A 26,633-nucleotide genomic window follows, 5' to 3' on the forward strand; every position below is an offset into this window, starting at 1 on the left:
CCCCTGACGACCTCGGTCGCCAGGGGCTTTTTGTTACGCCTGAAACTTAAAGCGTATTACAGACCGGCAGCGGCGCGCAGGGCGTCGGCACGGTCGGTTTTTTCCCAAGTGAACGTGGTGAATGTATCGTTACCAACGGTCTTGGTTTGCGGCGTGCGACCGAAGTGGCCGTAGGCTGCGGTTTCCTGATACATCGGGTGCAGCAGGTCGAGCATGGTGGTGATCGCGTATGGGCGCAGGTCGAAGATGTCGCGGACCAGTTTGATGATCTTGTCATCGCTGATCTTGCCGGTGCCGAAGGTGTTCAACGAGATCGAAGTCGGTTGTGCGACGCCGATAGCGTAGGAAACCTGAATCTCGCAGCGCTCGGCCAGGCCAGCGGCAACGATGTTCTTGGCAACATAACGGCCAGCGTAAGCAGCCGAACGGTCAACCTTGGATGGATCCTTGCCGGAGAACGCGCCACCGCCGTGACGGGCCATGCCGCCGTAGCTGTCGACGATGATCTTGCGACCGGTCAGACCACAGTCACCTACCGGGCCGCCGATGATGAACTGGCCAGTCGGGTTGATGTGGAACTGGGTGTCCTTGTGCAGCAGCTCAGCTGGCAGCACGTGCTTGACGATCAATTCCATCACGCCTTCGCGCAGATCGTTGTAGGAAACTTCAGGGTTGTGCTGGGTCGACAGAACGACGGCGTCGATGCCGACGACTTTGCCGTTCTCATAGCTGCAAGTCACTTGCGACTTGGCATCCGGGCGCAGCCAAGGCAGCAGGCCGGATTTACGGGCTTCAGCCTGACGCTTCACCAACTGGTGCGAGAACGCGATTGGCGCAGGCATCAGTTCAGCAGTTTCGTTGCTGGCGTAGCCGAACATCAGGCCCTGGTCGCCAGCGCCCTGATCTTCAGGCTTGGCACGGTCAACACCCTGGTTGATGTCAGGGGACTGCTTGCCGATGATGTTCATCACGCCGCAGGTAGCACCGTCGAAACCGACGTCGGAGCTGGTGTAGCCGATGTCGCTGATCACATCACGAACGATTTGCTCGAGGTCAACCCAGGCGCTGGTGGTCACTTCGCCAGCAACGATGGCAACACCGGTCTTAACCAGGGTTTCAACGGCTACGCGAGCGTGTTTGTCCTGAGCAATGATTGCATCCAGAACCGCATCGGAAATCTGGTCGGCGATTTTGTCTGGGTGCCCTTCGGACACGGACTCGGAGGTGAAAAGGGAGTATTCGCTCATCTCTACGGGTTTCCTGAATTTTACCGATGGTGAGTGTTGCCAGCCGGTCGCTGAAAATGGCGGACCTGAATCTGGAAACCATTACGTAAGCCTACATAGAGGCTTTCCCCGGGAACTAGCCCCGCAGCGATGGCCCAACGGGCCAGATCTTCCTGTTCAAACCCTAACCAGAGATCGCCACAGGCCTCCTTGGCCCAGCTCTGATCGTGGCTACACAAGTCTGTCACTAACAGGCTACCGCCCGGTTGCAACAGAGTTGCCAGTTGTTTGAGTGCATCTGCCGGTGCAGCGAAATGGTGCAGTACCATGTTAAGCACCACGCAATCGGCGCTGACATCCACGGCATTCAGTACATCGGCGAGTTTCAGTTCTACATTAGCCAATGCCTGTGCAGCGCAAAGCTGACGGGCTATTTCCAGCATCGCCGGGCTGTTGTCCAGCGCCGTCACGTGCCGAAAGCGCCGTGCCAGGTCTGGCAGAAACCCGCCATCTCCCGGCCCGACTTCCAGAGCCGTCGCTTGTGGCCCGAAGTTCAGCTTGTCCAGCAACGACAGCAGGCTTTCCCGATACTGGGCAAGCCCGGCGATCAAGTCTTGCTGGGCGCGAAACTTTTCCGCCGTACGGGCGAAGAAATCCTGACTGGCGTTGGCCCGTTGACGATGCACCAGGCCGATACGCGACTGCACATCGCCGGGCAGAGCCAGCATGTCGACTTCATCCAGTATGGCTGCATGCAATCTGCCACCCGGTTGTCCGGTATGGGGCAGGGCGCGTCGGTAGAAAATGGCATTGCCTTCGCGTCGCGTTGCAACCAGATCCGCCTGGGCCAGCACCTTGAGATGGTGGCTCATGCCGGACTGACCAATGGCAAATATCTGCGCCAGTTCCAGCACGCCGAACGAGTCGTTGGCCAATGCGCGCAATACATTCAATCGCAGCGGGTCGCCGCCGGCCTTGCACAAGGCAGAAAGGTCGTCGCTGTCGTCGTGGCGAATTGCAGGTACGCGCAGGTTCATAGGGCTGGCAGTCTAGTTAGCGACCGGGTATGTCGCAAGGGCAATATCAAAAAGTTTTGATATTGGTTGATGGGCGGCCAGTTCAGGGCTGCCTGGGCCGTTGTTCCGGGGCGGGAGTGCATCGTGGATGAACAAATAACGAAGCGCGGGCAGGAAAAACAACCACAAGCCGCTATCTTTCATTGCTCCCAGGCAGTGCCTGAGGGAAAATGCTCGCCTTTTTCAGATCCATTCTTTCCAGTTCTCAGGAGATCAGCGATGCCCAGCCGTCGTGAGCGTGCCAACGCCATTCGTGCACTCAGCATGGATGCCGTGCAAAAAGCCAACAGCGGCCATCCCGGTGCCCCTATGGGTATGGCGGATATCGCCGAAGTACTTTGGCGCGACTATCTGAAGCACAACCCGAGCAACCCGGCTTTCGCCGACCGTGACCGTTTCATCATGTCCAACGGTCATGGTTCGATGCTGGTTTACTCGTTGTTGCACCTGACCGGTTATGACCTGTCCATCGAAGACCTGAAAAATTTTCGCCAGCTGCACAGCCGCACGCCGGGTCACCCGGAATTCGGTTACACCCCGGGCGTAGAGACCACCACCGGCCCACTGGGTCAGGGTTTCGCCAACGCCGTGGGTTTCGCGGTTGCAGAGAAAACGCTGGCGGCCCAGTTCAACCGTCCAGGCCACAACATCGTTGACCACCACACCTACGTGTTCATGGGTGATGGCTGCATGATGGAAGGCATCTCCCACGAAGTCGGTTCGCTGGCCGGCACGTTGGGTCTGAACAAACTGATCGCTTTCTACGACGACAACGGCATCTCCATCGATGGCGAAGTTGAAGGCTGGTTCACCGATGACACGCCGAAGCGCTTCGAGTCCTACGGCTGGCTGGTCATCCGCAATGTTGACGGCCACGATGCCGAAGAAATCAAGATTGCCATCGACACCGCTCGCAAAAGCGACAAGCCGACGCTGATCTGCTGCAAGACCACCATTGGTTTCGGTTCGCCGAACAAGCAAGGCAAGGAAGAGTCCCACGGCGCTCCGCTGGGTGCTGAAGAAATCGCCTTGACCCGTGCTGCCCTGAAATGGACTCACGGTCCATTCGACATTCCGGCTGACATCTACGCCGAGTGGAACTGCAAAGAGAAAGGCCTGGCGACCGAAGCCGACTGGGATCAGCGCTTCGCTGCCTACTCCGCCGAATTCCCTGAGCTGGCCAACGAGCTGATCCGTCGCATGAGCGGCGAGCTGCCAGCTGACTTTGCTGAAAAATCCGCTGCCTACGTCGCTGAAGTCAACGCCAAGGGCGAAACCATCGCCAGCCGCAAGGCCAGCCAGAATGCACTGAGCGCTTTCGGTCCGTTGCTGCCTGAGTTCCTCGGCGGTTCGGCTGACCTGGCCGGTTCCAACCTGACCATCTGGAAAGGCTGCAAGAGCATCACCGGCGAAGACGCCAACGGCAACTACCTGCATTACGGCGTGCGCGAGTTCGGCATGGGCGCAATGATGAACGGCATCGCCCTGCACGGCGGCTTCGTGCCTTACGGCGCGACCTTCCTGATTTTCATGGAATACGCCCGTAATGCGGTGCGCATGTCCTCGCTGATGAAAAAGCGCGTGCTGTATGTGTTCACCCACGACTCCATCGGTCTGGGCGAAGACGGCCCGACACACCAGCCGATCGAGCAACTGACCAGCCTGCGCACTACGCCGAATCTGGACACCTGGCGTCCTGCGGATGCTGTGGAATCGGCAGTGGCCTGGAAGTACTCCATCGAGCGCAACGACGGCCCGTCGGCGTTGATCTTCTCCCGTCAGAACCTGACTCACCAGGCTCGCGACGAAGCCCAACTGGCGGACATCGCTCGTGGTGGTTACGTGCTGCGTGACTGCGTTGGCGAACCAGAACTGATTCTGATCGCTACCGGTTCGGAAGTGGGTCTGGCCGTTCAGGCATTCGACAAACTCAGCGCTCAGGGTCGCAACGTGCGTGTGGTTTCCATGCCATGCACCAGCGTCTTCGATGCTCAGGATCCGGGCTACAAGCAAGCGGTTCTGCCACTGCAAGTCAGCGCTCGTATCGCCATCGAAGCTGCTCATGCGGACTTCTGGTACAAGTACGTCGGTTTGGAAGGTCGCGTCATCGGCATGACCACCTTCGGCGAGTCGGCCCCTGCGCCAGCCCTGTTCGAAGAGTTCGGCTTCACCCTGGAAAACATCCTGGGTCAGGCTGAAGAGCTGCTGGAAGACTGATAGCGATACGTTCCCCTGTAGGAGCGCGCTTGCCCGCGATTGCGTTGGTCCATTCGACAGAAATGTCGTCTGATCGACCCGATCGCGGGCAAGCGCGCTCCTACAGGTTCAGTTGAAACCCGTGAGAACCCCATGCCCCAGCACCGCCCTTACAAAGTTGCACTCAACGGTTACGGCCGTATTGGACGTTGCGTCGTGCGCGCGCTTTGCGAGCGAGGGGCCAAGGCCGGGTTTGAAGTGGTTGCCATTAACGATCTGGCCGACATGGCCAGTCTCGAATACCTCACGCGCTTTGACTCCACACACGGCCGGTTCCCCGGCGAAGTGCGGGTCGAAGGGCAATACCTGCACATCAATGATCACAAGATCAGAGTGCTGCGCAGCGAGACGCCGGAAGGCGTCGACTGGGCGGCGCTGGAAGTTGATCTGGTGCTCGAATGTTCAGGCGTCTACAACACCCGTGAAGACGGCCAGCGCTTCATTGACGCTGGCGCGCCACGGGTGCTGTTTTCCCAGCCGATGGCCAGCGAAGTCGACGTCGACGCCACGATTGTGTTCGGCGTCAATCAGCAGAAGCTGACGGGGCGCGAGCTGTTGGTTTCCGCCGCATCCTGCACCACCAACTGCAGCGTGCCCTTGCTGCGTCTGCTGGATCAGGCTGTCGGGCTGGAATACGTCACTATCACCACGATCCACTCGGCAATGAACGATCAGCCGGTGATAGACGCCTATCACCATGAGGATCTACGCCGTACGCGCTCGGCTTTCCAGTCGATTATTCCGGTGTCCACTGGTCTGGCGCGCGGTATTGAGCGGCTGCTTCCGGAACTTGCGGGCCGAATTCAGGCCAAAGCAGTTCGCGTGCCGACGGTAAACGTGTCCTGCCTCGATATCACCTTGCAAACCGCACGTGATACCGATGCCCTTGAGATCAACCGCCTGCTCCGCGAGGCCGCCACCAGTGGCCCGTTGAAAGGACTGTTGGCCTACACCGAGTTGCCGCACGCCAGTTGTGATTTCAACCATGACCCTCATTCGGCCATCGTTGATGCGAGTCAGACGCGAGTTTCCGGCCCGAGGCTGGTCAACGTGCTGGCCTGGTTCGATAACGAATGGGGTTTTGCCAATCGAATGCTTGACGTCGCTGAGCACTTTTTGCGCGTCGCAGACCCACAACATTAAAAACAGGGATTCACTCATGACCGTGTTGAAGATGACCGAGCTCGACCTGCAAGGTAAGCGTGTATTGATTCGCGAAGACCTCAACGTCCCGATCAAGGACGGCAAAGTCAGCAGTGATGCGCGCATCCTGGCGTCGTTGCCAACCATCAAGCTCGCGCTGGAAAAGGGCGCAGCCGTGATGGTCTGCTCGCATCTGGGTCGTCCAGTCGAAGGCGAGTTCTCTGCCGAGAACAGCCTCAAGCCGGTTGCTGAATACCTGAGCAAGGCCCTGGGCCGTGAAGTGCCACTGGTTTCTGATTATCTGGACGGTGTTGACGTTAAAGCGGGCGACATCGTGCTTTTCGAAAACGTACGCTTCAACAAGGGCGAGAAAAAGAACGCTGACGAGCTGGCGCAGAAATACGCTGCCCTGTGCGACGTCTTCGTGATGGACGCTTTTGGCACGGCTCACCGGGCTGAAGGTTCGACCCATGGTGTGGCCAAATTCGCCAAAGTCGCTGCTGCAGGCCCGCTGCTGGCTGCAGAACTGGAGGCGCTGGGCAAAGCCCTCGGCGCTCCGGCCCAGCCAATGGCCGCCATCGTTGCCGGTTCCAAGGTATCTACCAAGCTCGACGTGCTCAACAGCTTGAGCGCCATCTGCAACCAGTTGATCGTCGGTGGCGGTATTGCCAACACCTTCCTGGCTGCGGCAGGCCACAAGGTTGGCAAATCGCTGTACGAGCCGGACCTGCTTGATACCGCTCGTGAAATCGCCGCCAAGGTCAGCGTGCCGTTGCCGGTGGACGTAGTGGTCGCCAAAGAGTTCGCTGAAAGCGCAGCCGCAACGGTCAAGTTGATTGCCGACGTTGCTGATGACGACATGATTCTGGATATCGGCCCGCAAACTGCAGCGCACTTCGCCGAATTGTTGAAATCTTCCAAGACTATTCTGTGGAACGGCCCGGTAGGTGTGTTTGAGTTCGACCAGTTCGGCGAAGGCACCAAGACCCTGGCTAAAGCCATTGCCGAAAGCTCGGCGTTCTCCATCGCAGGCGGTGGCGACACGCTGGCGGCGATCGACAAATATGGCGTAGCGGATCAAATCTCCTACATTTCTACCGGTGGTGGCGCATTCCTGGAGTTTGTCGAAGGCAAAGTCCTGCCAGCCGTGGAAGTGCTGGAACAACGTGCCAAGGCCTGAGGATCAGGCTTTGCAAAAGGGAAATGAAATGCTCAGGCCGTTACCACTGCTCATGATTGCTGCACTGCTCGCTGGCTGCGCCAGCAAGCCGGAGGCCGACGAGGTTGTGCGCGAGCCTGCGCTGGTTCAATTGAGCTGCTATCAGGCGAACTGGCAGGCCGAAACCGTGCCGGTGATCTATAAGCGCGGCGGTGAAGCGGTGCTGGATAAGTACGAGTTCATGCCTAATCTCGGGCCAGTGGCCTGTCGTTAAGCGTTGATCGCAGGGATGAGTTTGGCAACATCTTGGGCCGGCGGTGGTCACTTAAGGGTGGATAACTCTTTTTGAACAAGGAATTTCGCCATGAAGATCGCCGCCGTTGCCCTGTTGAGTTGTGTGATGTTTGCCGGATGCAGCAATTCTGGACCGCGTGCCAAGGCTTGTGAAGTATTCAGCCCGGCGTCCGTAAACGTGCCGACGACCCAGAGTTCTCAACGGGTTGAAGCGCTGGCTACGGGTGAACCGGCCGATGATCGGAATCAGGAACAGAACTGCCCCTGAAGGTTGAAGCGACTGGCATTCGCCCCGCTTCCCGGGGCGGGCCAGGAGAAGTAATGAAAGGCTTGATTGCCCTTGCGACATTTGCAGTGCTTGGTGGTTGCGCCAGCATGAAGGCTCCGGAAACGGGTAATACCTGGACAAGTTGGGTTTGCGACAGCAAGGCTCAGGTCCATTGGCGTTACGTTGACAAGGCCAAGGCCGAAGTCGATGTACGTTTGAATGAAAGCGATCAGGTCTTCCGGCTGACTGCCGAGCCTGGTTCGCCATCGCTGTACAGTAATGGTGTGCTGGCTTTCCAGAACAAGGGCGACGAAGGCCTGGTGTACTGGGACGCTACAAACGATTTGATCGGGCGCGGTTGCAAGAAGCGTTGAAAAAGCTGCACCGATGATTCACCGCATGGCCTGCGGGCTAATGCGTAGAACTTTAATAGCAGCCGCCGCTACGGCAGGTTTGCACGATAACGACCCTACCGGGAGAGAGACAGACAATGGCACTTATCAGCATGCGCCAGATGTTGGACCACGCAGCCGAATTCGGTTATGGCGTCCCAGCTTTCAACGTGAACAACCTGGAACAAATGCGCGCCATTATGGAAGCGGCCGACAAGACCGATTCCCCGGTGATCGTTCAGGCCTCGGCCGGCGCCCGTAAATACGCTGGCGCGCCGTTCCTGCGTCACCTGATTCTGGCCGCGGTTGAAGAGTTCCCGCATATCCCGGTGGTCATGCACCAGGATCACGGCACCAGCCCTGATATCTGCCAGCGTTCGATTCAGCTGGGCTTCAGCTCGGTGATGATGGACGGCTCGCTGGGCGTGGACGGCAAAACGCCGACCACCTACGAGTATAACGTTGAAGTGACCCGTCGCGTGGTTGCTTTTGCTCACGCCTGTGGCGTTTCGGTTGAAGGTGAACTGGGTGTTCTGGGCTCGCTGGAAACCGGTATGGCTGGCGAAGAAGACGGCGTTGGCGCTGAAGGCATGCTCGATCACAGCCAGATGCTGACCGATCCGGAAGAAGCCGCTGACTTCGTCAAGAAAACCCAGGTTGATGCACTGGCTATCGCCATCGGCACCAGCCACGGCGCTTACAAGTTCACCAAGCCGCCTACCGGTGACATCCTGGCGATTGATCGCATCAAGGAAATCCACAAGCGCATCCCGAACACTCACCTTGTGATGCACGGTTCGTCTTCGGTCCCGCAAGAGTGGTTGAAAATCATCAACCAGTACGGCGGCGAGATCAAAGAAACCTACGGCGTACCAGTCGAAGAGATCGTTGAAGGCATCAAGCACGGCGTGCGCAAGGTCAACATCGACACCGACCTGCGTCTGGCCTCCACCGGTGCTATCCGTGAGTTTATGGCCAAGAACCCGGGCGAGTTCGACCCACGTAAGTACCTGGCCAAGACTGTAACGGCCATGCGTGACGTGTGTATCGCTCGCTACGAAGCGTTCGGTACTGCTGGCAACGCATCGAAGATCAAGCCAGTGTCTCTGGACGCGATGTTCGAGCGCTATGCTCGCGGCGAACTGGATGCCAAGATCAACTGAGTGATGGTTGATTGAGCAATGAAAAAGCCCGCAGCAATGCGGGCTTTTTTGTGGGGGCGTTTAGGAGGTCGTTTCCTTGTCGATGGGAGTGTGAGTGTTTTAACGCTGCCAGGAAACTTAAGTTACATCTTTGGCCAGTCCGGCATTTAGATTGGCTGATACATAACTGCGCCTGCTTCATTCTTTTGCCGATATAGATATTGATCTGTCTCAAAAAGGAAATGAAGATGGCTATTAATATCAGCGGTGCGGGTTCAATCACCTATGTGCCAATGGAATATGTATTCAAAATAAAACAACCAGAGATGGTAGAAAACGAATACACGGTAAATGATGACGAGGCGGCGCGAGAAATCATGAAGAATGTCGGGATTGTGGATCTCGACGGTCTAAAGTCGCTTCTCGAGGGGCTGGACATGACTTCAATCAGTACACGAGAGCTGAGTAGTTTGTGTGCGGGCCTCAATAAGTTGGGCTTTAACGATGTAAGCGCTTATTTTTTTCTGGCTGAAGGGAATGAGGATTCAGGATTTGACGGAAGATCTCGTAACCTGGATGTCAAGTTCAATGCAATCCCTTTGGTCTACGAGAAGCTCCAGGGGCAAATTGACTTTGCTGCCACAGAAGGGCTGAAGGGCGACAAGGCGTATGGTCGAATTTTGAGTGGCATTGCCAATGCGAATCATATAGTCGCCGCACTCTCCTATTTCGTGAAAACTGCACATAAACTCCCCTCAATAAATGAGCAAGCATGATCTGCAGATCAATGCGCCTTTGCCTGAGCGACGGCGCATTGACAGGCAGTTATCGTGTTATGGCTATGCTGCCGCTGTAGGCCCAAGGGGTTTCATGATGGTTCTGATGTTTAACCCTGAAGGTGCCCGCGGTCGTTACCTGCGAGATATATCCACCGGAAGATTCAGCGATTGGTCGCCACTGTCCATTCTCCAGTTTTTCAATTCGCATCACCGGGGCAAAACCTCCATTTGCGGATCGAACCCTGGATACGATCAAAACCGAACGGCAGGTCGGTCCGTTAGAGATTGTGACCGGTCCATAGAAAACTATGGTGTCATTTGCAGGGATAAAACCCGAGTAAGGATTGCTGATAGTCAGGCACGCAGCTTCAGCTTGTGACGCCAGTGCCAGAATGATAAGGGATGCCAATAATGTCTTTTTCATGATTTTCTCGTTTAATATAAGTTAGTTAATGCTGTGTTATTGAAATCGAACGAATCCGCGCGGGAAATTTATTCCGCAGGTAGGAAGGTTCTTTGATGTGAAGCGTTATTTGTAGGATGTTTCTTATATGTATTTATTCTTTTCCGTTTTTGAGGTGTGACTGCACGTAATCTTTTTCTGATTAGAAAATCAACCCTTAAACTGAAAGTTTATCCGAAAGGATAGTGCGCACGCGAAAGTGGCCTTTGCAGGCTGACATTAGTCGTGACTTATTTGTTTGGTACAGCGAAGGACTGGTAGGACCGAATTTATTCGGGGAAGCTATATTTCAGGTGGCACAGAGGCTGCGGATGTCCCAGCCCCTTCGCGAATGAATTCGCTCCCACGGGAATTGTGCTGGCAGTCAGCCGTAGCTCGTGATTTGGTTCCTTGGTCGACGAATTTATCGCCTGAATTGACGCTACCGCGAGCAAGCTCATTCAGCAAAATGCAAATCAATGGGTTGAAATGCATTTTTTGTAGGAGCTGCCGAAGGCTGCGAAGCATTTCTCCTGATACAACGCCATCGCAGCCTTCGTCAGCTACAGGTTCAATGTTTAAACCGATGACGCCTCGGTTGTGCTCACTGTCCCTCTCTCTCCCGAAGCCAGCGGCGGCGCCGTGACGATGGATTTCAGGTCAATCCGGCTCTGTACCAACTGGTTGATGTCCGGTTTGGGGCGCTGCAGCTCCGGGTTGCTCTCGGTCGCCCGCTCGATCTGTTCTCCACACGCCAGCAGATAGGCGTCAGCGCGGAATGCGCCCACTACTTGCAGGCCGAATGGCATGCCTTTGTGGTCAACGCCACAGGGCAGCGACAGGGCGGGGTTGGTCGCCAGCGTGACGACATAGGTCAGGGCCAGCCAGCGGTAATAATTCGCCAGCTCTTTGCCATTGATGCTCTTCAGGTAAAGGTCTTGCCAAGGGAAGGGCGACACAGGCGTGGTGGGCGACAGGATCAGGTCGTAGTCCTCGAACAGCGCCTGGAAGCGGCGATAGATTCTGGTCTGTTCCGTGGCGGCCCAAGCGCAGTCTTCCAGGGTCATGCGCATGCCCATTTCGTAGTTGGCGCGCGGGTTTTCGCCCAGGGAGTTCGGATCTCGCAGATATGCGTCGCGAGTGCCTGCGACAAAACTTTCAGCCCTTAAAACATCGAAGCAACGATCCGTTTCACCAAGCTCCATCTGCACTTCATCGCAACTGCGAAACAACGGTCGCAAAGCGTCGATTTTGCGGCGGAACACCTGACGAATATCGTCATCCACGTCGCAGCAGCCGAAGTCTTCGGTGTAACCGACACGCAAGGTGCCAAGGTCAACGTCTGGCAGCGCGCTGAAGAGGTTTTTATCGACCTCGTAGCTCAGCGGTTCGCTAACGTGGAAACCGGCCGTGGCTTGCAGTTGCAGCAGGGTGTCAGCCACGGTGCGTCCCATAGGGCCAACGACCGAGATGGGCGTCCAGCCCAACAGACGGCGCTCGCTGGGTACGAGGCCTGGAGAGGGGCGTAGGCCCACTACTCCGCATTTCGCTGCGGGGATGCGCAATGAGCCGCCCGTGTCCGAACCACTGCACAACGGCAGCATGTCGGTGGCCAGTGCAGCAGCCGAGCCACCGGATGAGCCTCCTGCATTGAGTTCAGGGTTGAACGGATTGCCTGTGGCGCCCCATACGTCATTACGGGTGTTGGCACCTGCGCCCATTTCCGGCACGTTGGTCTTACCGGTGACAATGGCTCCGGCCGCACGCAGTCTCGCAACCAGCGTGTTGTCTTTGGCCGGGACGTTATTGCAATAGAGAGGTGACCCGTAGGTGGTCAACAGTCCTGCAGTGGCTTCCAGATCTTTGATGCCGATGGGCAAGCCATGCAGCAAACCCAAGGGTTGACCCGAAAGCACCGCCTGCTCCGCATCACGAGCCTGTTGCCGGGCTTGATCAAAGCATGTGGCGGTGACCGCATTGACGTAAGGGTTGACCCGCTCGATGCGCTCGATGCACGCGTCCATCAATTCCACAGGGGAAATCTGCTTGCTGCCAATCAGGCGGCGCAACTCAACGGCGGTTTTTTCCACAAGCTCATCAGGACGGGGCATTCGAGATACCTGGCAACAGTGATTGTTGCCTCGAATCTAGAGCAGACCGAGGCTTGCCACAATTTCAAGTTTTCGAATGTTTTATTGCTGTTTTGGCATGGGCTAGTGCTGCACTGCTTCGTAGGACCGGCTTTAGCCGGGAGGACTTCGTCTGCAACGCTACATCCATTATTGGAGGTGGATGCTGCTCGCGGCTAAAGCCGCTCCTACGAGGCGGCGGGGTATCACGAAGCCTTCTGGTCTCGCACCATCAACAACCGCGACGCTTCGTTGTAATCAGCCTGGAAGGCAGGGCTGCCGATCCATTCGATGGCGGCATCTTCGTCTTCATCGTGGAAAAGGGCGCGGTAGGTGATCAGCAGACCCATCATGAAGTCAGTGGCTTGCTCTTCGTCCTCCTCGGCAATGACCAGCGCGAGAACCGGGTATTGCAGGAACACGGCGCACATTGCCAATTGGCTGATGGACTGCGCTTGCTTCATGGTCTGGAACAGGTCGTCGAAGTCGGCCGGGTCAAAGCCGTTTTCCACGATGTCCTTGAAGTCGAACGTGCTCAGGTCGATTTCAACGTCATCAAAAGGCTGGTCAACCAACGGCGATGCAAAGATCGGGTGCACGACTTTTTTGCCCGGCTTTTGCGAGCGGTTCTGCTTGGCTTTGGCTTTCGCCCGTTGGGCGCGTTTTTGCTGTTTATCTGGCGAAGCCATGAGCATGAGTCCTGTTGCGGCGAGTGATGACAGGCCGCTATTGAAGCGCAGAACTGTGTGAATCACCAAGGTCTGTGTTTTTTACAGCACCCGCACGCAGAGAGGCTCGGTGCTGGAGGTGCTGACGTTCATTCCCCTAAAGAGCGACCACAGCACGTCGGGGGTATCGACTGAAGCTATCCGGTTGAAGGCGTGTTACCTCGTCGCGAGGTGCGTCAGCCGCTTTTATTGAGCGGGAGCTTGCTAGTCCGGTCTTTAGTGCTGCGCCTCTGAGGAGGGGCCTCTTTTCTCAAGGTCAGTAAACAAAACAGCTTTCACTAGCGACGAAACGATTCCACATTCCGTAGTGGCTAGCGCCCTGTCAATCCGGTCGTCAATTATGACCAATAGATCCTGACCGCCGGAGTATGGGCTGCTGATGACATCGCCGGCTTTGCGCATCACGCCGCCTGTGGCGTTAGCGTTCGGGTTGATGGCATCGACCAGTAAGTTGTCGAGTTGGAAATCAAAGTGATGTTCGCGTTGGGACATGCCTCGAGCCTTGGGATTTAGCGTTAGCTTCGCGTTCGGTTTCCATAGGCGTAACAGCATCGCGACTTCGTCAATGAAGGTATTGGTGTCAACCGGTGCGCAGAGCGACTCCCTCTCATAGCTAATGACAGAAAGAATGCCCTCAAGGTAGCGAGCTATAAGCCTGGATGCATCATCCTTGGGGCCGGACGCCTTGATCTCTCCGTCGTCACTGATACCCATCTCGAAAAGCTCGAGTCGGTTACGAATTGATGCCCAGCGACGCTTGTCGCCGACAGCAAGGCCAACCCCCGTCAGGTGCGCAAGCGTGTCGCCGTTGTCACTAAGCACCAGCGCATTGCCGTGCTCAATTACGTAGAAGGCAACCGGCTCACCATCTGAGAATGAGAATGACGTGTCGACCTCGAGCACAGATCCGTGATGCCGTCCCTGAACAGACCTGCATTCAAAACCCAGATTATTCATCAGCCAGTTACATTCCATTATCGTCACCAAATGGGAAGGGCATCGTCGCGTCCAATGCGAGATTCACTCTAGTGCAAAAAACTCCAGCCATCCGACGTAGTTTGTGCAGTCCATATCGCTTTGTACAGGCAGGATTCTGGATTCTCCAAGGTGCTCGTGCGGGCCAAACAGCCGTGGCGGCCCATTGTGTGATCGCTTTGCTTTTGGCACGACTTCCAATTGGTAGATGCGCCGCTTTTTCTGCCTGCTCAGCCGGAACAGTGTGAACGTATATTTGCACCGGTCCGCAGTCAGGCCCACTCGCAAGTGGATTTCAACGGTCAGGCCCGGAATGCTCAACCCCTCTTCATCGACCGGGCGGAACGCTATTACCTTGAAGGCAAGGTTGGTCTCCTTCCCCTCAAATGAAAGCTCGCCTGCATAGGATTTGCGCAGCCTGATTAGCTCAATGTCATCCATTTCTTTGATGCTCTGGACCGATATCGATAGTTGGTTGCAGCTTGATCCTCGCTTGGTGAATTGCGCGACGATGAATCTGGCCAGCAGAATACGGAGCACGACCGGATTTTGCTGTCAGTCCATTCCGTTTCTGGCGTGTGGCTTTTCCCGATAGGGTGAGGAGGGCTTGAGGGGAAGAGGCAGGGGGGAGCAGGAGTGAGGCTTTACGATTTACAGGCAGCAAACCGCAGCCATAAAAAAACCCGCACTAGGCGGGTTTCTTTATTTTTCAGGTGATGCTGGCACCACCTGAAATCAATTAGTGGTGCCCAGAGACGGAATCGAACCGCCGACACGGGGATTTTCAATCCCCTGCTCTACCGACTGAGCTATCTGGGCAACGGGGCGCATTAGACGTGTTTTTCAGGGGGTCGTCAAGCATGTTTTTAAAAAAATCTGAATTATTACCGTCGCTTACGACCCGCACTGCTTGAAACGCTTTATTTCTCGGGGGGAACGTAGCCTTCGGCCTGCGCGTATTCTTCGCCGGACAGGAACTTGTCCATCTGGGTCTGGAGGAATTTGCGATCTTCGGCATTCATCATGTTCAGACGCTTTTCGTTGATCAGCAGGGTCTGGTGTTTCTGCCAGTCGGCCCAGGCTTTCTGTGAGACGTGGTTGAAGATGTCTTCACCTTTGGCGCCTGGGTAAGGGGCGCGTTCCAGGCCAGGCAGTTCTTCTTTGTACTTACGGCACATTACGGTGCGGGTCATGACGACTCTCCTGCGTTCAATACGTCGGCTGCGCGTTTCAGCAGCTTCTTCACCGGGGCGGCAAGGCCCAGGCGCGGCGGGGTGGCGAGGTTATACCAGAGCCAGTCGGCCTCGGCCACGTGATGAGCTGACTCCTCGACCCTGACAAGCCACGGTTCGATGCTCAACTGGAAGTGGCTGAAAGTATGGACCAGCCCTGGGAGCTCCTGATGTTGGCCCAGCTCCAGCGAGTGTTGCACTGCCAGATGCTGAAGGTCGTCGAAGTCATCCAGCTCCGGCAGGCTCCACAAACCACCCCACAGCCCTGTAGACGGGCGGCGATAAAGCAGAATCGCGCCGTCGCGGTTGGCAAGCATTGGCATGAGTGTGCGCTTTTGCGGAACTTCCTTGCGCGGCTTGGGGATGGGGTAGCGAGTTTCCAGACCCAGCAAATGCGCTTCGCAACCTGATTCCAGCGGGCACAGCAGGCAGCTCGGTTTACTGCGAGTGCATAACGTGGCGCCGAGATCCATCATTGCCTGGGTGTAGTTGTTCACCCTTGCCTGTGGCGTGAAGCGCTCTGCGGTGGCCCACAGCTGTTTTGCGACCTTCGGTTCGCCCGGATAACCCTCTTGCGCTGTAAAACGCGCCAGAACGCGTTTGACGTTGCCGTCGAGGATCGGCGCGCGCAGGCCCATGCTCAGGCTGGCAATGGCCCCGGCAGTGGACAGGCCGATGCCGGGCAGCAGGATCAGTTTTTCCACGTCACGCGGGAATTCGCCGTCGTGATCGGCAACCACTATCTTTGCGGTTTTCTGCAGGTTGCGTGCCCGGGTGTAGTAGCCCAGACCGGTCCACAGATGCAGCACTTCGTCTTCGGGCGCTTCGGCCAATGCCTGCACGGTTGGCAGCGCATCCATGAAACGGTCGAAGTAATTCAGGACGGTGCTGACCTGGGTTTGCTGCAGCATGATTTCCGACACCCATACCCGATACGGCGTGATGCCTTGCTGCCAGGGCAGGTTGTGTCGCCCGTGGCGGTCGTACCAATCAAGCACAGCGCTGGAAAATTGCTCGGGTTGCATTGCTGATCCGATGAGAAATTATGTGGAGGTAATGTCTAGTGGAACTGCCACTTTGTCCCGGACACCGTAGACGAAATTCCGTAGGACCGGCTTCAGCCGGGAGAGCGGCGCATCATTCACAACATATCCTTCGTCAGGAACAATGCTCTCCCGGCTAAAGCCGGTCCTACGGTTCTTGGATGTCAGGGACACCGCGCGAATTCATGCAGGTTGTGACTCAACGTTTGAAAAGTCCGCGGAGGGCGTCTTTCAATTCCGGGCTGACTTTGTCGCCGAGTTTTTCTTCGATCTTCTCGCCGATCTTGTCACCCGCCATTTTCGCGGCGATCTGGCCCAGGCCTTCCTTGTCGAGACGGCAAGCCTTGGCGCCCAGTTCCAGCGGTCCGCGACACTGCACGGGCCACTCGATTCCGACGTAGCGAGGGTTCACTTCGCAGGCCGGGTCGGGCATTTCGGTTTTGTCGCCTTCGATGATGATGCCGACGCGGTAGTTCATGCCCAACACGCGCAGGTCCACATCGCCATTGCCGTTGACGGTCAGGCCCGGAATCTGGACCTTTAGGTCGGGGTTGTTGGCCACGCCGTTGCGGAACACCAGATTGCCGTTGAGCTGCTTGAAAGGCGTGTCTTTGCCGCGAGGTTCACCGCTAAGTGTTTTGCGGTTCAGTATCGAGATGCCCTGGCAAAGCTGTTGCTCAAGGTTAGCGTTAACCAGCACGCCGTTGGTGAGCATGAAACTGGCCGTACCGTTCAGGCTGTCGATCAGGGCTTTTTCGCTGTTGCCTTTGCCAGTCAGATTACTGTTGAGGGTCAGCAAGCCTCTGACGGGCGGATTTTGATCCTGGCTTTGCAGGAAACGTTCGACCGGGACCTTGTCGACTCGCGTCTGCAGGCTCAGCAGCGGCAGGTCCGGGCGCACATCAAGATTGCCCTTGACCTCGAAGTTGCCGCCGTAGAGATCGCCGCGCAGGCTGTCGACCTTGACCTCGCCATTCAGGGCCTGGGTTTTCAATATGGCATTCTGGATTTGCAGCTTCTCGACAGTAAGAGCTCCGAAGCTGATGTCGGCGTCTACATCAAGCTTACGCATACGCTCCAGAGGAAGCAGTTTGGCGGTGCTCCAGGCGGCTTTTGTCGGCTGGTCAGGCAGCGGCGTAGTGCCCGCGCCAGCAACGGCAGCAGCTTCGCTGTTCTGTACTTCAGACTTGCGTGCCGCGCTCGCGCCTTTTTTCTCTTCGCTTTCCGCGGGACGATAGCGATCAGCGTTGAAGGTGTCGTTCTTGAGTTGCAGGCGCAGGGCCTGTTTGGCGAAGTCTTCAATAGCGACACGACCCGTGAAGGTGCTGTCGTCAACTTTCAGGTTCAGCTCTTCAAGTGCCACGCTGTTCGGCGTGCCGCTGATGCGGGTGATCATGCCCACCTGGCTCAGGCTGCCTTCTGCCATGGCCGGGAGTGGCTGGCCAACGCTGTCGAGGAACGTCCGCAGGTCAAACGGTGCAACGGACACTGCGCCGCTGACTTGCGGTGTTTTGTCCAGGTCGCGGGCGCGGAACTCGCCGAGAGCGCGCAGCTGGTTGGCGGACAACTTCATGTTGGTCCATTCAGCGACGTTTGCCGCCAGATCAACCAAGAGCTGGCCTTGTGCAGCGAAAGTTACCGTCTTGCCCTGCAATGGCTCGCCCGATGCTTCGCCGGACAAACGCATGTCGCCAAACTGGTAGCGCTTGAGGGCGCGATCCAGACGCAGTTGACCAACCAGTTCGGTCTTGGCGCGCATCACGGGTTGAGTGGTGCCAAGGAATGCGGTCAGTTTGATCGGAATGTCAGCGCCTTCATGCACCGCGCCGGTGCTGAGCTGGATGCTTTCGGCAGTGAACGACTGACCTTTGCTCGCATCGACGTAATCCACCCGGGCGTTGTTCACGGTGAGGCTGTCGATATCAAGTTTGATCGGCTGGGAAGGCTTGTCCGGTTTGGCTGCCGGAGCTTGTTCACCATCGACTGGGGGAGTGGTCGCGGCTACATCGGAGGTGGCCGGTTTACCAATGTCTTCCCAGTTACCATGGCCGTTTTCGTCACGGCTCAGGCTCAGATTCAAGCCTTCAACGCGGACGTCGCTCATCTGCACCTCGCGACGCAACAGCGGCAGTACACGAACGGACAGGCCCAGCATCTGCAAATCGGCAAAGGGCTTGGTCGGGTTGTTCAAGGTCGCGACGCTGGCTTCGTGCAGCTCAAGGCCGAGCCAGGGGAACAGGCTCCAGCCGATATCACCGTTGAGTGTCAGTTCAACGTGCGCCTTGTCACGGGCCAGTTGGCGAATCTCGTCTTTATAGTCGTTGGGATCAAACAGATGGGTCAGGGCAAAGCCGAGAGCCACGATGATCAGCAACAGCCCGAGAACAAAAAGTCCCAGGATTTTGCCGAACGCTTTCATGGGCGAGTCCTTGTATTCGAACGTTTAAAATTTGCCCGCGAGTATAACCTCCTGACGCAGGTGCAGGGCTTTGGATGCCTCAAGCGCTACCCTGTTCAGCTTTTTCGGCTAATAGAGCACAAGCGACATCTGAAGTTTGGCCGCCAGAGCCTGGACTTCGGGAGGTTCGGCGGTTGCCAGCAAGCGTAGCTCGCAGCCGGACTGTCGGGCCGACTTTTGCACCTCGCTGATCAGTTGTTCGGCAAAACCTCTCCGGCGCGTCGGGCTACGCACGCATAAGTGCGACAGCTCCCAGGTCACCTCGTGACGTTTCAGTCGGGCGGCAGCCACCAGCCGGTCATTGAAGCGAGCAACGACGAGCGCATTTTCCTCAAGACAGCTTTCGATCAGTTGCACCGCGTCAGCAAAAGGCGTGAACAACCAGGAGGGTGCGTCCCGGTAAATCTTCTGCAAATCCGCTTGATCCTGATAGGTGGCCGACTGGAGAAACTCAACGACGATAGGCATGAAATGTCCTCTGGCGACGGGCGGCACCGGCGATTGTGCCCTAAATACAAGAGGCAAAGCGCTGGCGTCAAAAAAAGTGATGTCAAAACGCCTTTTTTTAATTGACAGGTGATAATCTCGCGCCGTTCGTTAATCCGGTGCGTCTATTTGTCACGTATTCGGGAACTCTGCCGATAAAACGGTCGTTGCCTGCGTGCACGGAGGCTGTGGGTGGAACGTCGACACCTTGTGAGCATCTTTTCTGGGGATATAACAATGAGTACAAGCACTGCGTTGGGCGGTTCACCCGCACAGCCTGCGTTCTTGTCCAAAGAGCGCATCATCGCCAAGCCGGGTTTCAACCGCTGGCTCGTACCACCTGCGGCATTGGCTATCCACCTGTGCATCGGCATGGCGTATGGCTTCTCCGTGTTCTGGCTGCCGTTGTCCAAGGCAGTTGGCATCAAGGCTCCAGTAGCCTGTGCACCTGACATGAGCTTCTTCGCACAGATTTTCTCGTCTGCCTGCGACTGGCCCATCTCCATGCTGGGCTGGATCTACACCCTGTTCTTCATCTTCCTGGGCTGTTCGGCTGCCATCTGGGGTGGCTGGCTGGAACACGCAGGCCCGCGTAAGGCCGGTGTTGTATCGGCATTGTGCTGGTGTGGTGGTCTGCTGATATCTGCGTTAGGGATTTATACCCACCAGATATGGCTGATGTGGGTCGGCTCCGGGGTGATCGGCGGTATCGGTCTCGGGCTGGGCTATATCTCGCCGGTTTCGACCCTGATCAAGTGGTTCCCGGACAAGCGCGGTATGGCTACCGGCATGGCGATCATGGGCTTCGGTGGCGGCGCGATGGTAGGTGCTCCACTGGCCGCAGCGTTGATGAACCATTTCGCTTCGCCTGAAGGCGTGGGCGTTTGGCAGAGCTTCGTGGTGATGGCGGTGATCTACTTCATCTTCATGATCGGTGGCGCATTGTCCTACCGTGTTCCGCCAACCGGCTGGAAACCAGAAGGCTGGACCGCACCGGTCAAGAAAGCCAGCAACGCGATGATCACCAACCGTCATGTACACGTAAGTGTGGCCTGGAAAACGCCGCAATTCCGTCTGGTATGGCTGGTGCTGTGCCTCAACGTTTCGGCAGGTATCGGTATTCTCGGCATGGCTTCGCCGCTGCTGCAGGAAGTGTTCGCCGGTAAACTGCTGGGCCTCGACCTGGCGTTCAACCAGCTTGATGCTGTTCAGTTGGGCCAGATCGCTGCCATCGCTGCGGGCTTCACCGGTCTGTTGAGTCTGTTCAACATCGGTGGTCGCTTCTTCTGGGCTTCGTTCTCGGACTACCTGGGTCGTAAAAACACTTACTTCGTGTTCTTCGCTCTGGGCTTCCTGCTCTACGCACTGGTGCCAAGCCTGAGCCACATGGGCAGCGTTGCACTGTTCGTCGCCGCGTTCTGCGTGATCCTGTCGATGTACGGCGGTGGTTTCGCGACGGTTCCGGCTTACCTGGCTGACCTGTTCGGTACGCAAATGGTTGGCGCCATCCACGGTCGTCTGCTGACTGCCTGGGCTGCGGCGGGCATCCTCGGTCCGGTTCTGGTCAACTACCTGCGTGAATATCAGCTGAGCCACGGCGTTGCCCGTGCCGATGCTTACGATATGACCTTGTACATTCTGGCTGGCCTGCTGGTGCTGGGCTTCATCTGCAACCTGCTGGTTCGTCCGGTGGCCGACAAGTACTTCATGACTGATGAAGAACTGGCTGTCGAGCAATCCTACGGTATGGACAAAGGCGCGGATCACACCACTGTTCTTGAGTGGAAAGCCGATCCGGGCAGCAAGCCACTGGCTATCGCCGCCTGGCTGGCTGTAGGCATCCCGCTGGCGTGGGGCGTCTGGATCACTCTGCAGAAGACTGCGGTGTTGTTCCACTAATCTGGCTTAAGGGCATCCTCGTTCCGGTATTTGTTGGAGCGAGGCTTGCCCGCGAATCGGTCGCCTCGGTACGTCAGATCGATCCCGTTATCGTTCTTCGCGGGCAAGCCTCGCTCCAACAGGGGTGTGATTTGCCCGTTTATTCACCTCGGCGAACCGTAATTCGTCGTCTTCTCTCTTTCCCTTCTTCTGTTTGCTTCATGCCAGCCGGTTCTGGGCCTATAATGCTCGCCTTTTTCGCCCAATGATTTTGCGGAGCTGGTGATGGCCGAACGTAAGGCGTACGTCGAGCGTAATACTCTGGAAACCCAGATCAACGCTTCGATCAACCTGGATGGCACCGGAAAGGCCCGATTCGATATCGGCGTGCCTTTTCTTGAGCACATGCTCGACCAGATCGCCCGTCACGGGCTGATCGATCTGGATATCAACTGCAAAGGCGACCTTGAGATCGACGATCACCATACGGTGGAAGATGTCGGTATCACTCTGGGTCAGGCTTTCAGCAAAGCTATCGGCGACAAGAAAGGCATCCGTCGTTATGGCCATGCCTACGTGCCGCTGGATGAAGCGTTGTCGCGTGTAGTGATCGACTTCTCGGGGCGTCCGGGCCTGCAAATGCATGTGCCGTATACCCGCGCTGTTGTGGGCGGCTTTGATGTGGACCTGTTCCAGGAGTTTTTCCAGGGCTTCGTCAACCACGCCAATGTGACGCTGCACATCGACAACCTGCGTGGCACCAACACTCACCACCAGATTGAAACCGTCTTCAAGGCCTTCGGTCGTGCACTGCGCATGGCGGTTGAGCTGGATGATCGTATGGCCGGGCAAATGCCTTCGACCAAGGGTGTGCTCTGATGCAGACAGTCGCAGTCATCGATTACGGCATGGGCAACCTGCACTCGGTCGCCAAGGCGCTTGAACATGTTGGCGCTGGCCGGGTGCACATCACCAGCGACGCCAATGTGATTCGTGAAGCCGACCGCGTGGTATTCCCCGGTGTCGGCGCGATTCGTGACTGCATGGCTGAAATCCGTCGGCTGGGCTTCGATTCGCTGGTGCGTGAAGTCAGCCAGGATCGGCCGTTTCTCGGTATTTGCGTTGGCATGCAGGCGTTGCTCGACAGCAGTGAAGAGAATGGCGGCGTGGATTGCATCGGCATGTTCCCTGGCCAGGTGAAGTTCTTCGGCAAGGATCTGCATGAAGACGGCGCGCACCTAAAAGTGCCGCACATGGGCTGGAACGAAGTTGCGCAGGCAGTGGATCACCCGCTGTGGCACAGCATTCCGGACATGGCGCGTTTCTACTTCGTGCACAGCTTCTACATCGACGCGGCCAATCAGCGTCAGGTTGTCGGTCGCGGCCACTACGGCGTCGACTTCGCCGCAGCGCTGGCTGACGGTTCGCGCTTTGCTGTGCAGTTTCACCCGGAGAAGAGCCATACCCATGGCCTGCAGTTGCTGCAGAACTTCGCCGCGTGGGACGGTCGCTGGTAATCGTTATGGCCAAGGGTAAAAGCAAGCCGCCGATCCTGACGCTCAGCCCCGAGCACGAGCAGCAGGCCATCGACAAGCTCAAGCGGCTGTTCTCTCAGCGCTTCGAACTGGAACTTGGGTCATTCGAAGTCGCCGAGGTGCTTGAGTTCTTTACCAGCGAGATTGCCCCGCATTATTACAATCGAGCGATTTTCGATGTTCAGCAGCACCTCAAAGAGAGGTTCGAGAGCATCGAAAGCGATTTGTGGGCGCTCGAGAAGAATTGAATAGAAGCAGCTTCAAGCGACGAGCCTCAAGCTGCAAGAATTGTCGGGTACGCATGCTTGCAGCCTATGGCTTGCAGCTTGTGGCTCTTTTGACGAAGGAAAAAGCATGCTGATCATCCCCGCTATCGATCTCAAAGACGGTGCCTGTGTGCGTCTGCGCCAGGGCCGTATGGAAGACTCCACTGTGTTCTCCGACGACCCGGTTGCCATGGCTGCCAAATGGGTCGAGGGCGGTTGCCGTCGTCTGCATCTGGTTGACCTGAACGGCGCGTTCGAAGGTCAGCCGGTCAACGGCGACGTGGTTACTGCCATTGCCAAGCGTTATCCGACCCTGCCGATTCAGATCGGTGGCGGTATTCGCTCGCTGGAGACCATCGAGCACTACGTGAAAGCGGGCGTTAGCTACGTGATCATCGGTACCAAGGCCGTCAAAGAACCCGAGTTTGTCGCTGAAGCCTGTCGCGCATTCCCTGGCAAAGTGATTGTCGGTCTTGATGCCAAAGACGGCTTTGTGGCGACTGATGGCTGGGCTGAAGTCAGCACTGTGCAGGTCATTGATCTGGCCAAGCGTTTCGAAGCTGACGGTGTCTCTGCCATCGTTTACACCGACATCGCCAAAGACGGCATGATGCAGGGCTGCAATATCCCGTTCACGGCTGCGCTGGCTGCTGCGACGCGGATACCGGTCATTGCTTCCGGTGGTATCCATAACCTGGGCGACATCCGCGCATTGCTGGATGCCAAGGCTCCGGGAATCATCGGCGCAATCACAGGCCGTGCGATTTACGAAGGTACGCTGGATGTGGCTGAAGCTCAGGCGTTGTGTGATAGCTACCAGCGCTAAGCCATTTCGGTAGGAGCGAACTTGTTCGCGAGAGGTCGGGCCATTCAGCATCTATGGAGTCTGACGGAACGCCTCGCGAACAAGTTCGCTCCTACCGGGATCCCGGCAGGACAGAAATCGGAGATAACCTAATGGCCCTGGCCAAACGCATCATCCCTTGCCTGGACGTCGACAACGGTCGTGTGGTCAAGGGCGTCAAGTTCGAAAACATCCGTGACGCTGGCGATCCGGTTGAAATTGCGCGTCTGTACGATGAGCAGGGCGCCGACGAAATCACCTTTCTGGACATCACCGCCAGTGTCGATGGCCGCGATACCACCCTTCATACCGTCGAACGCATGGCCAGCCAGGTGTTTATCCCGCTGACCGTGGGCGGTGGCGTGCGTACCGTGCAGGACATCCGCAACCTGCTTAATGCCGGTGCCGACAAGGTGTCGATCAACACTGCTGCCGTGTTCAACCCGGAGTTCGTTGCCGAAGCCGCTCAGCATTTCGGATCGCAATGCATCGTTGTCGCTATCGACGCCAAGAAGGTCTCGCTGCCGGGTGAAACCCCGCGCTGGGAAATCTTCACCCACGGCGGTCGCAAGCCGACAGGTCTGGACGCTGTGCTGTGGGCCAAGAAGATGGAGGATCTCGGTGCCGGTGAGATTCTGCTGACCAGCATGGACCAGGACGGCATGAAGAACGGCTTCGATCTGGGCGTAACCCGCGCAATCAGTGACGCGCTGGGGATTCCGGTCATTGCCTCGGGCGGCGTTGGCAACCTTCAGCATCTGGCTGACGGTGTGATTGAAGGCCACGCCAGCGCGGTATTGGCGGCGAGTATCTTCCACTTCGGTGAATACACCGTGCCGGAAGCCAAGGCCTACATGGCCAAGCGCGGCATCGTGGTTCGCTGAGGTCTCAGGACACCGCGTAGAACCTGTGGGGAGATTTTATGTTTGCCTGCAAGCATGCTCTTGATCTTGTAGGACCGGCTTTAGCCGGGAGAGCGGTATGCCGCCAAAGAAAATTTAGTGAACATCCCGACTTTCTCCCGGCTAAAGCCGGTCCTACGGGACTGCGTGGGTTCTGTGTGCGGTGCTTGCCCGCGATGAGGGCGCAAGCACCGCTCCCACAAGTTCTCCGCTTGCAGTGTGATATGCAGTGTCAGGGCAGCAGAGCTGTTACTTAGCGTTGCATACTCAAGCGCCCAACAAATCTATCCTTGGCGCTGAGCGTTGCCCCGACATATCAAATGCCTTGGTGCACAGTTTCACTGGCAGTTCGCTTGCACCAATTTGCACGTCATCGAAGGTGATCGCGTAACCTTCCGGTTCATCACAGTCTGTCTCTGATTCTGCTCCAGCCTTGTATTCATAAGCGCTCAAGGTCGGGTTAGAAAAGTGCCACTGAATGCTGTGATCTCCGTTGTTCTGCCTTGTGATATCGAATTGCGGCGCTCTTGTCGGGCCGGGCTCAGCAATTTCTGTCGCGATTACCAGCGGGCTTTTCATCATGGCTCCTGTGGGCGACTGTTCGGCAGAGTCGACGCCAACGATACACAGCAGATAGATGCCTGGCTCTGTGCCTACAGGGTCATTGATCTGTGCGTCTTCTGCGCTCATTACGTCGCTGTAATGGTTCGGGCTTTCACAGAGTTGTGGGTCGCGCACGGCTTTGTAGCGGAAGAGTGGTTGGTCGAGGCTGAATGCGAATTGCCAGGTGGGCAGCATCGCGCTGCCGTCTGCATCGAATTTCACCCGCTGGTAATAATCCACCGTTGGCCGTTTCTGGCTAAAGGTGACGCTTGGCATCAAATCACATCCAGCGGCGCTGGCTCTGAATAGACCTTGAGCGAAGCAGTGCTGCAGGTGAGCAGTCGGGCTGGCGTAATTAGTGCTTGCGGACCAATGCGGCCGACCATTTTTCAGCTCGCAGGGCGCGTCTTCCATGCAGCGGTTTTCAGGCAAAGAGGTCGCCGTGCTGGTAGAGACAATTCCCAATACTTCATTCGAATGGCGGTCGAGCAATGGGCTGCCTGAGCTTCCAGGCCTTATGCCCTGGCAGTTATCTTTATAGAAGCCTCGATGGATAGCCGGTTGTTCGATCAGCGTTTCGATGGATACGTGGCGGCAGGTTGATAGCCGCAAGCCTGTTTCCGGGTATTGAGTCGGTGCGCCAACGATCAATAACTCATCGGCTATTACAGGTGTCGATGTCTTCAACTGCAATGGTTGGATACCGTTGTCCATCAACGTCTGCAGGCTGGCATCAAGTTCGACGATCGCCATGTCCAGCCCGCGCAGGCGGCTCCAGACGACCTGCTTTAGCGCGTAACGCCGTTGATCGTTGGCAGTGTCGTGAAAGTAGTTGAAGTCGATGTGACCGTCGCTGGCTTGATGGGCTACCACGTTCAGACTGTCAAACGAAACGCAGTGGGCGCTGGTTAAAACATAAGCGGGGCCTGACGTGCCGGTGTCGCGATCCCTCGTGTCGATCAGACTCGCCGTGCAGTGCGAGTCTGGATGGCTAGCGTTAATGATCAGGCGGCCTATGCCTTTCCAGTGATCGTTCTGGCCGTTGCTGTTTTCCAGCAGCAGTGAGGGAGCGAGGTTTTCGCGTCCGTTGCCATAATCTTTCGAATGCACGACAGGTGCTAGGGCGAAAGCGAGCAGGGCGGCGATTGTGATGCCGGTTATCTGGATATTCATGACAGACCTTTGCGGTTGTTCACGGCGATTCATTTCGCGGTGAAGTTCTGTCCGGCAGGTAGTCAGAAGCCTCCCCCCTCGCGGGAGTAAATAATTATCGAAAATCTTTTTTATCTGTTTGCGCCACTCTGTTGGCAATACGCCATGTGTGCTGGACAAGCGCTTTTGAGCGCTGCACTCTGTCTGCCGTCAGCGTATGGAGAG

Annotated in this window: 26 protein-coding genes and 1 tRNA gene; 14 read left to right on the plus strand and 13 right to left on the minus strand. The window is 56.9% G+C overall.

Annotation, left to right across the window (positions count from 1 at the left end; translation table 11 throughout):
• Positions 1 to 56 precede the first annotated feature (56 nt).
• Positions 57 to 1,247: a methionine adenosyltransferase gene (gene metK / locus AO242_RS04780; protein ID WP_027901297.1), complete on the minus strand. Its 1,191-nt coding sequence runs from the start codon at positions 1,245 to 1,247 to the stop codon at positions 57 to 59.
• 20 nt (positions 1,248 to 1,267) lie between these two features.
• Positions 1,268 to 2,263 (minus strand): ArsR/SmtB family transcription factor, encoded by a 996-nt coding sequence (locus AO242_RS04785; RefSeq protein WP_099267885.1) that lies wholly within the window; start codon positions 2,261 to 2,263, stop codon positions 1,268 to 1,270.
• 258 nt (positions 2,264 to 2,521) lie between these two features.
• Between AO242_RS04785 and tkt the strand changes: the two genes are divergently transcribed.
• From tkt to AO242_RS04825, 8 genes are all read left to right on the plus strand, one after another.
• A complete protein-coding gene (gene tkt, locus AO242_RS04790) occupies positions 2,522 to 4,519 on the plus strand; it encodes a transketolase (protein ID WP_099267886.1) in 1,998 nt (665 codons plus the stop codon).
• 132 nt (positions 4,520 to 4,651) lie between these two features.
• Positions 4,652 to 5,701, plus strand: coding sequence for an erythrose-4-phosphate dehydrogenase (epd, locus tag AO242_RS04795; protein ID WP_099267887.1), 1,050 nt, complete (start codon positions 4,652 to 4,654; stop codon positions 5,699 to 5,701).
• Between the two features lie 16 nt (positions 5,702 to 5,717).
• On the plus strand, positions 5,718 to 6,881 hold the full coding sequence (locus tag AO242_RS04800; RefSeq protein ID WP_027901301.1) for a phosphoglycerate kinase: 1,164 nt from the start codon (positions 5,718 to 5,720) through the stop codon (positions 6,879 to 6,881).
• 28 nt (positions 6,882 to 6,909) lie between these two features.
• Positions 6,910 to 7,134: a hypothetical protein gene (locus tag AO242_RS04805; RefSeq protein ID WP_027901302.1), complete on the plus strand. Its 225-nt coding sequence runs from the start codon at positions 6,910 to 6,912 to the stop codon at positions 7,132 to 7,134.
• Positions 7,135 to 7,224: 90 nt separating this feature from the next.
• A complete protein-coding gene (locus tag AO242_RS04810; RefSeq protein WP_099267888.1) occupies positions 7,225 to 7,422 on the plus strand; it encodes a hypothetical protein in 198 nt (65 codons plus the stop codon).
• Positions 7,423 to 7,475: 53 nt separating this feature from the next.
• A complete protein-coding gene (locus AO242_RS04815; RefSeq protein WP_027901304.1) occupies positions 7,476 to 7,796 on the plus strand; it encodes an MliC family protein in 321 nt (106 codons plus the stop codon).
• Positions 7,797 to 7,912: 116 nt separating this feature from the next.
• Positions 7,913 to 8,977: a class II fructose-bisphosphate aldolase gene (gene fba / locus AO242_RS04820; RefSeq protein ID WP_027901305.1), complete on the plus strand. Its 1,065-nt coding sequence runs from the start codon at positions 7,913 to 7,915 to the stop codon at positions 8,975 to 8,977.
• A 227-nt stretch (positions 8,978 to 9,204) separates the two neighbouring features.
• Positions 9,205 to 9,732, plus strand: coding sequence for a hypothetical protein (locus tag AO242_RS04825; RefSeq protein WP_099267889.1), 528 nt, complete (start codon positions 9,205 to 9,207; stop codon positions 9,730 to 9,732).
• 49 nt (positions 9,733 to 9,781) lie between these two features.
• Here the strand turns inward: AO242_RS04825 and AO242_RS29265 are convergent, their stop codons facing one another.
• The 10 genes from AO242_RS29265 to AO242_RS04870 form a co-directional block, all read right to left on the minus strand.
• On the minus strand, positions 9,782 to 10,159 hold the full coding sequence (locus AO242_RS29265) for a hypothetical protein (RefSeq protein ID WP_141562184.1): 378 nt from the start codon (positions 10,157 to 10,159) through the stop codon (positions 9,782 to 9,784).
• 596 nt (positions 10,160 to 10,755) lie between these two features.
• Positions 10,756 to 12,288 carry an amidase gene (locus AO242_RS04830; RefSeq protein ID WP_099267890.1) on the minus strand — a complete coding sequence of 511 codons (1,533 nt, stop codon included), beginning with the start codon at positions 12,286 to 12,288 and terminating at the stop codon, positions 10,756 to 10,758.
• Positions 12,289 to 12,512: 224 nt separating this feature from the next.
• Positions 12,513 to 12,995 carry a hypothetical protein gene (locus tag AO242_RS04835; RefSeq protein WP_099267891.1) on the minus strand — a complete coding sequence of 161 codons (483 nt, stop codon included), beginning with the start codon at positions 12,993 to 12,995 and terminating at the stop codon, positions 12,513 to 12,515.
• Between the two features lie 255 nt (positions 12,996 to 13,250).
• The gene (locus AO242_RS04840) at positions 13,251 to 13,991 is read right to left on the minus strand and encodes a DUF1828 domain-containing protein (protein WP_176560570.1); all 741 of its coding nucleotides are present in this window, start codon (positions 13,989 to 13,991) and stop codon (positions 13,251 to 13,253) included.
• A 63-nt stretch (positions 13,992 to 14,054) separates the two neighbouring features.
• A complete protein-coding gene (locus AO242_RS04845; protein ID WP_099267893.1) occupies positions 14,055 to 14,549 on the minus strand; it encodes a hypothetical protein in 495 nt (164 codons plus the stop codon).
• A gap of 203 nt (positions 14,550 to 14,752) precedes the next feature.
• A tRNA-Phe gene (locus AO242_RS04850) sits at positions 14,753 to 14,828 on the minus strand.
• Positions 14,829 to 14,929: 101 nt separating this feature from the next.
• Positions 14,930 to 15,202 (minus strand): oxidative damage protection protein, encoded by a 273-nt coding sequence (locus tag AO242_RS04855; RefSeq protein ID WP_027901312.1) that lies wholly within the window; start codon positions 15,200 to 15,202, stop codon positions 14,930 to 14,932.
• Positions 15,199 to 16,266, minus strand: a complete 1,068-nt coding sequence (gene mutY / locus AO242_RS04860) for an A/G-specific adenine glycosylase (protein ID WP_099267894.1) — start codon at positions 16,264 to 16,266, stop codon at positions 15,199 to 15,201. The genes AO242_RS04855 and mutY overlap by 4 nt, the downstream gene beginning before the upstream one ends.
• A 217-nt stretch (positions 16,267 to 16,483) precedes the next feature.
• A complete protein-coding gene (locus AO242_RS04865; protein WP_099267895.1) occupies positions 16,484 to 18,703 on the minus strand; it encodes an AsmA family protein in 2,220 nt (739 codons plus the stop codon).
• A 108-nt stretch (positions 18,704 to 18,811) separates the two neighbouring features.
• Positions 18,812 to 19,210 carry an acetyl-CoA sensor PanZ family protein gene (locus AO242_RS04870; RefSeq protein ID WP_099267896.1) on the minus strand — a complete coding sequence of 133 codons (399 nt, stop codon included), beginning with the start codon at positions 19,208 to 19,210 and terminating at the stop codon, positions 18,812 to 18,814.
• Positions 19,211 to 19,465: 255 nt separating this feature from the next.
• Here AO242_RS04870 and AO242_RS04875 point away from each other — a divergent pair, with 255 nt between their 5' ends.
• The 6 genes from AO242_RS04875 to hisF all read left to right on the plus strand — a co-directional run bounded on the left by AO242_RS04875 (position 19,466) and on the right by hisF (position 24,635).
• Positions 19,466 to 21,127: an OFA family MFS transporter gene (locus AO242_RS04875; protein WP_027901316.1), complete on the plus strand. Its 1,662-nt coding sequence runs from the start codon at positions 19,466 to 19,468 to the stop codon at positions 21,125 to 21,127.
• A 264-nt stretch (positions 21,128 to 21,391) separates the two neighbouring features.
• On the plus strand, positions 21,392 to 21,985 hold the full coding sequence (hisB, locus tag AO242_RS04885) for an imidazoleglycerol-phosphate dehydratase HisB (protein WP_027898918.1): 594 nt from the start codon (positions 21,392 to 21,394) through the stop codon (positions 21,983 to 21,985).
• Positions 21,985 to 22,623, plus strand: coding sequence for an imidazole glycerol phosphate synthase subunit HisH (gene hisH, locus AO242_RS04890; protein WP_027898919.1), 639 nt, complete (start codon positions 21,985 to 21,987; stop codon positions 22,621 to 22,623). The genes hisB and hisH overlap by 1 nt, the downstream gene beginning before the upstream one ends.
• 5 nt (positions 22,624 to 22,628) lie before the next feature.
• A complete protein-coding gene (locus AO242_RS04895) occupies positions 22,629 to 22,889 on the plus strand; it encodes a DUF2164 domain-containing protein (protein ID WP_099267897.1) in 261 nt (86 codons plus the stop codon).
• Between the two features lie 106 nt (positions 22,890 to 22,995).
• Positions 22,996 to 23,733 carry a 1-(5-phosphoribosyl)-5-[(5-phosphoribosylamino)methylideneamino]imidazole-4-carboxamide isomerase gene (hisA, locus tag AO242_RS04900; protein WP_027898921.1) on the plus strand — a complete coding sequence of 246 codons (738 nt, stop codon included), beginning with the start codon at positions 22,996 to 22,998 and terminating at the stop codon, positions 23,731 to 23,733.
• 131 nt (positions 23,734 to 23,864) lie between these two features.
• Positions 23,865 to 24,635 carry an imidazole glycerol phosphate synthase subunit HisF gene (gene hisF, locus AO242_RS04905; protein WP_099267898.1) on the plus strand — a complete coding sequence of 257 codons (771 nt, stop codon included), beginning with the start codon at positions 23,865 to 23,867 and terminating at the stop codon, positions 24,633 to 24,635.
• Positions 24,636 to 24,920: 285 nt separating this feature from the next.
• Here the strand turns inward: hisF and AO242_RS04910 are convergent, their stop codons facing one another.
• On the minus strand, positions 24,921 to 26,429 hold the full coding sequence (locus AO242_RS04910) for a trypsin-like serine peptidase (protein ID WP_176560571.1): 1,509 nt from the start codon (positions 26,427 to 26,429) through the stop codon (positions 24,921 to 24,923).
• Between the last annotated feature and the right edge of the window lie 204 nt (positions 26,430 to 26,633).

Origin of the sequence: Pseudomonas sp. ICMP 561 (assembly GCF_002699985.1) — a bacterium.
In the GTDB taxonomy this organism is placed as follows: Bacteria; Pseudomonadota; Gammaproteobacteria; order Pseudomonadales; family Pseudomonadaceae; genus Aquipseudomonas; species Aquipseudomonas quasicaspiana.

What these genes read in the sequence shown, in the direction of transcription:
- mutY (WP_099267894.1), bottom strand. Translation starts at nt 16,266, where the DNA reads ATGCAACCCGAGCAATTTTCCAGCGCTGTGCTTGATTGGTACGACCGC.
- hisA (WP_027898921.1), top strand. Translation starts at nt 22,996, where the DNA reads ATGCTGATCATCCCCGCTATCGATCTCAAAGACGGTGCCTGTGTGCGT.
- AO242_RS04785 (WP_099267885.1), bottom strand. Translation starts at nt 2,263, where the DNA reads ATGAACCTGCGCGTACCTGCAATTCGCCACGACGACAGCGACGACCTT.
- AO242_RS04805 (WP_027901302.1), top strand. Translation starts at nt 6,910, where the DNA reads ATGCTCAGGCCGTTACCACTGCTCATGATTGCTGCACTGCTCGCTGGC.
- fba (WP_027901305.1), top strand. Translation starts at nt 7,913, where the DNA reads ATGGCACTTATCAGCATGCGCCAGATGTTGGACCACGCAGCCGAATTC.
- AO242_RS29265 (WP_141562184.1), bottom strand. Translation starts at nt 10,159, where the DNA reads ATGAAAAAGACATTATTGGCATCCCTTATCATTCTGGCACTGGCGTCA.
- hisH (WP_027898919.1), top strand. Translation starts at nt 21,985, where the DNA reads ATGCAGACAGTCGCAGTCATCGATTACGGCATGGGCAACCTGCACTCG.
- AO242_RS04840 (WP_176560570.1), bottom strand. Translation starts at nt 13,991, where the DNA reads ATGAATAATCTGGGTTTTGAATGCAGGTCTGTTCAGGGACGGCATCAC.
- AO242_RS04800 (WP_027901301.1), top strand. Translation starts at nt 5,718, where the DNA reads ATGACCGTGTTGAAGATGACCGAGCTCGACCTGCAAGGTAAGCGTGTA.
- hisF (WP_099267898.1), top strand. Translation starts at nt 23,865, where the DNA reads ATGGCCCTGGCCAAACGCATCATCCCTTGCCTGGACGTCGACAACGGT.
- AO242_RS04895 (WP_099267897.1), top strand. Translation starts at nt 22,629, where the DNA reads ATGGCCAAGGGTAAAAGCAAGCCGCCGATCCTGACGCTCAGCCCCGAG.
- tkt (WP_099267886.1), top strand. Translation starts at nt 2,522, where the DNA reads ATGCCCAGCCGTCGTGAGCGTGCCAACGCCATTCGTGCACTCAGCATG.
- hisB (WP_027898918.1), top strand. Translation starts at nt 21,392, where the DNA reads ATGGCCGAACGTAAGGCGTACGTCGAGCGTAATACTCTGGAAACCCAG.
- AO242_RS04830 (WP_099267890.1), bottom strand. Translation starts at nt 12,288, where the DNA reads ATGCCCCGTCCTGATGAGCTTGTGGAAAAAACCGCCGTTGAGTTGCGC.
- AO242_RS04870 (WP_099267896.1), bottom strand. Translation starts at nt 19,210, where the DNA reads ATGCCTATCGTCGTTGAGTTTCTCCAGTCGGCCACCTATCAGGATCAA.
- AO242_RS04825 (WP_099267889.1), top strand. Translation starts at nt 9,205, where the DNA reads ATGGCTATTAATATCAGCGGTGCGGGTTCAATCACCTATGTGCCAATG.
- AO242_RS04815 (WP_027901304.1), top strand. Translation starts at nt 7,476, where the DNA reads ATGAAAGGCTTGATTGCCCTTGCGACATTTGCAGTGCTTGGTGGTTGC.
- AO242_RS04865 (WP_099267895.1), bottom strand. Translation starts at nt 18,703, where the DNA reads ATGAAAGCGTTCGGCAAAATCCTGGGACTTTTTGTTCTCGGGCTGTTG.
- epd (WP_099267887.1), top strand. Translation starts at nt 4,652, where the DNA reads ATGCCCCAGCACCGCCCTTACAAAGTTGCACTCAACGGTTACGGCCGT.
- AO242_RS04910 (WP_176560571.1), bottom strand. Translation starts at nt 26,429, where the DNA reads ATGAATATCCAGATAACCGGCATCACAATCGCCGCCCTGCTCGCTTTC.
- AO242_RS04810 (WP_099267888.1), top strand. Translation starts at nt 7,225, where the DNA reads ATGAAGATCGCCGCCGTTGCCCTGTTGAGTTGTGTGATGTTTGCCGGA.
- AO242_RS04835 (WP_099267891.1), bottom strand. Translation starts at nt 12,995, where the DNA reads ATGGCTTCGCCAGATAAACAGCAAAAACGCGCCCAACGGGCGAAAGCC.
- metK (WP_027901297.1), bottom strand. Translation starts at nt 1,247, where the DNA reads ATGAGCGAATACTCCCTTTTCACCTCCGAGTCCGTGTCCGAAGGGCAC.
- AO242_RS04855 (WP_027901312.1), bottom strand. Translation starts at nt 15,202, where the DNA reads ATGACCCGCACCGTAATGTGCCGTAAGTACAAAGAAGAACTGCCTGGC.
- AO242_RS04875 (WP_027901316.1), top strand. Translation starts at nt 19,466, where the DNA reads ATGAGTACAAGCACTGCGTTGGGCGGTTCACCCGCACAGCCTGCGTTC.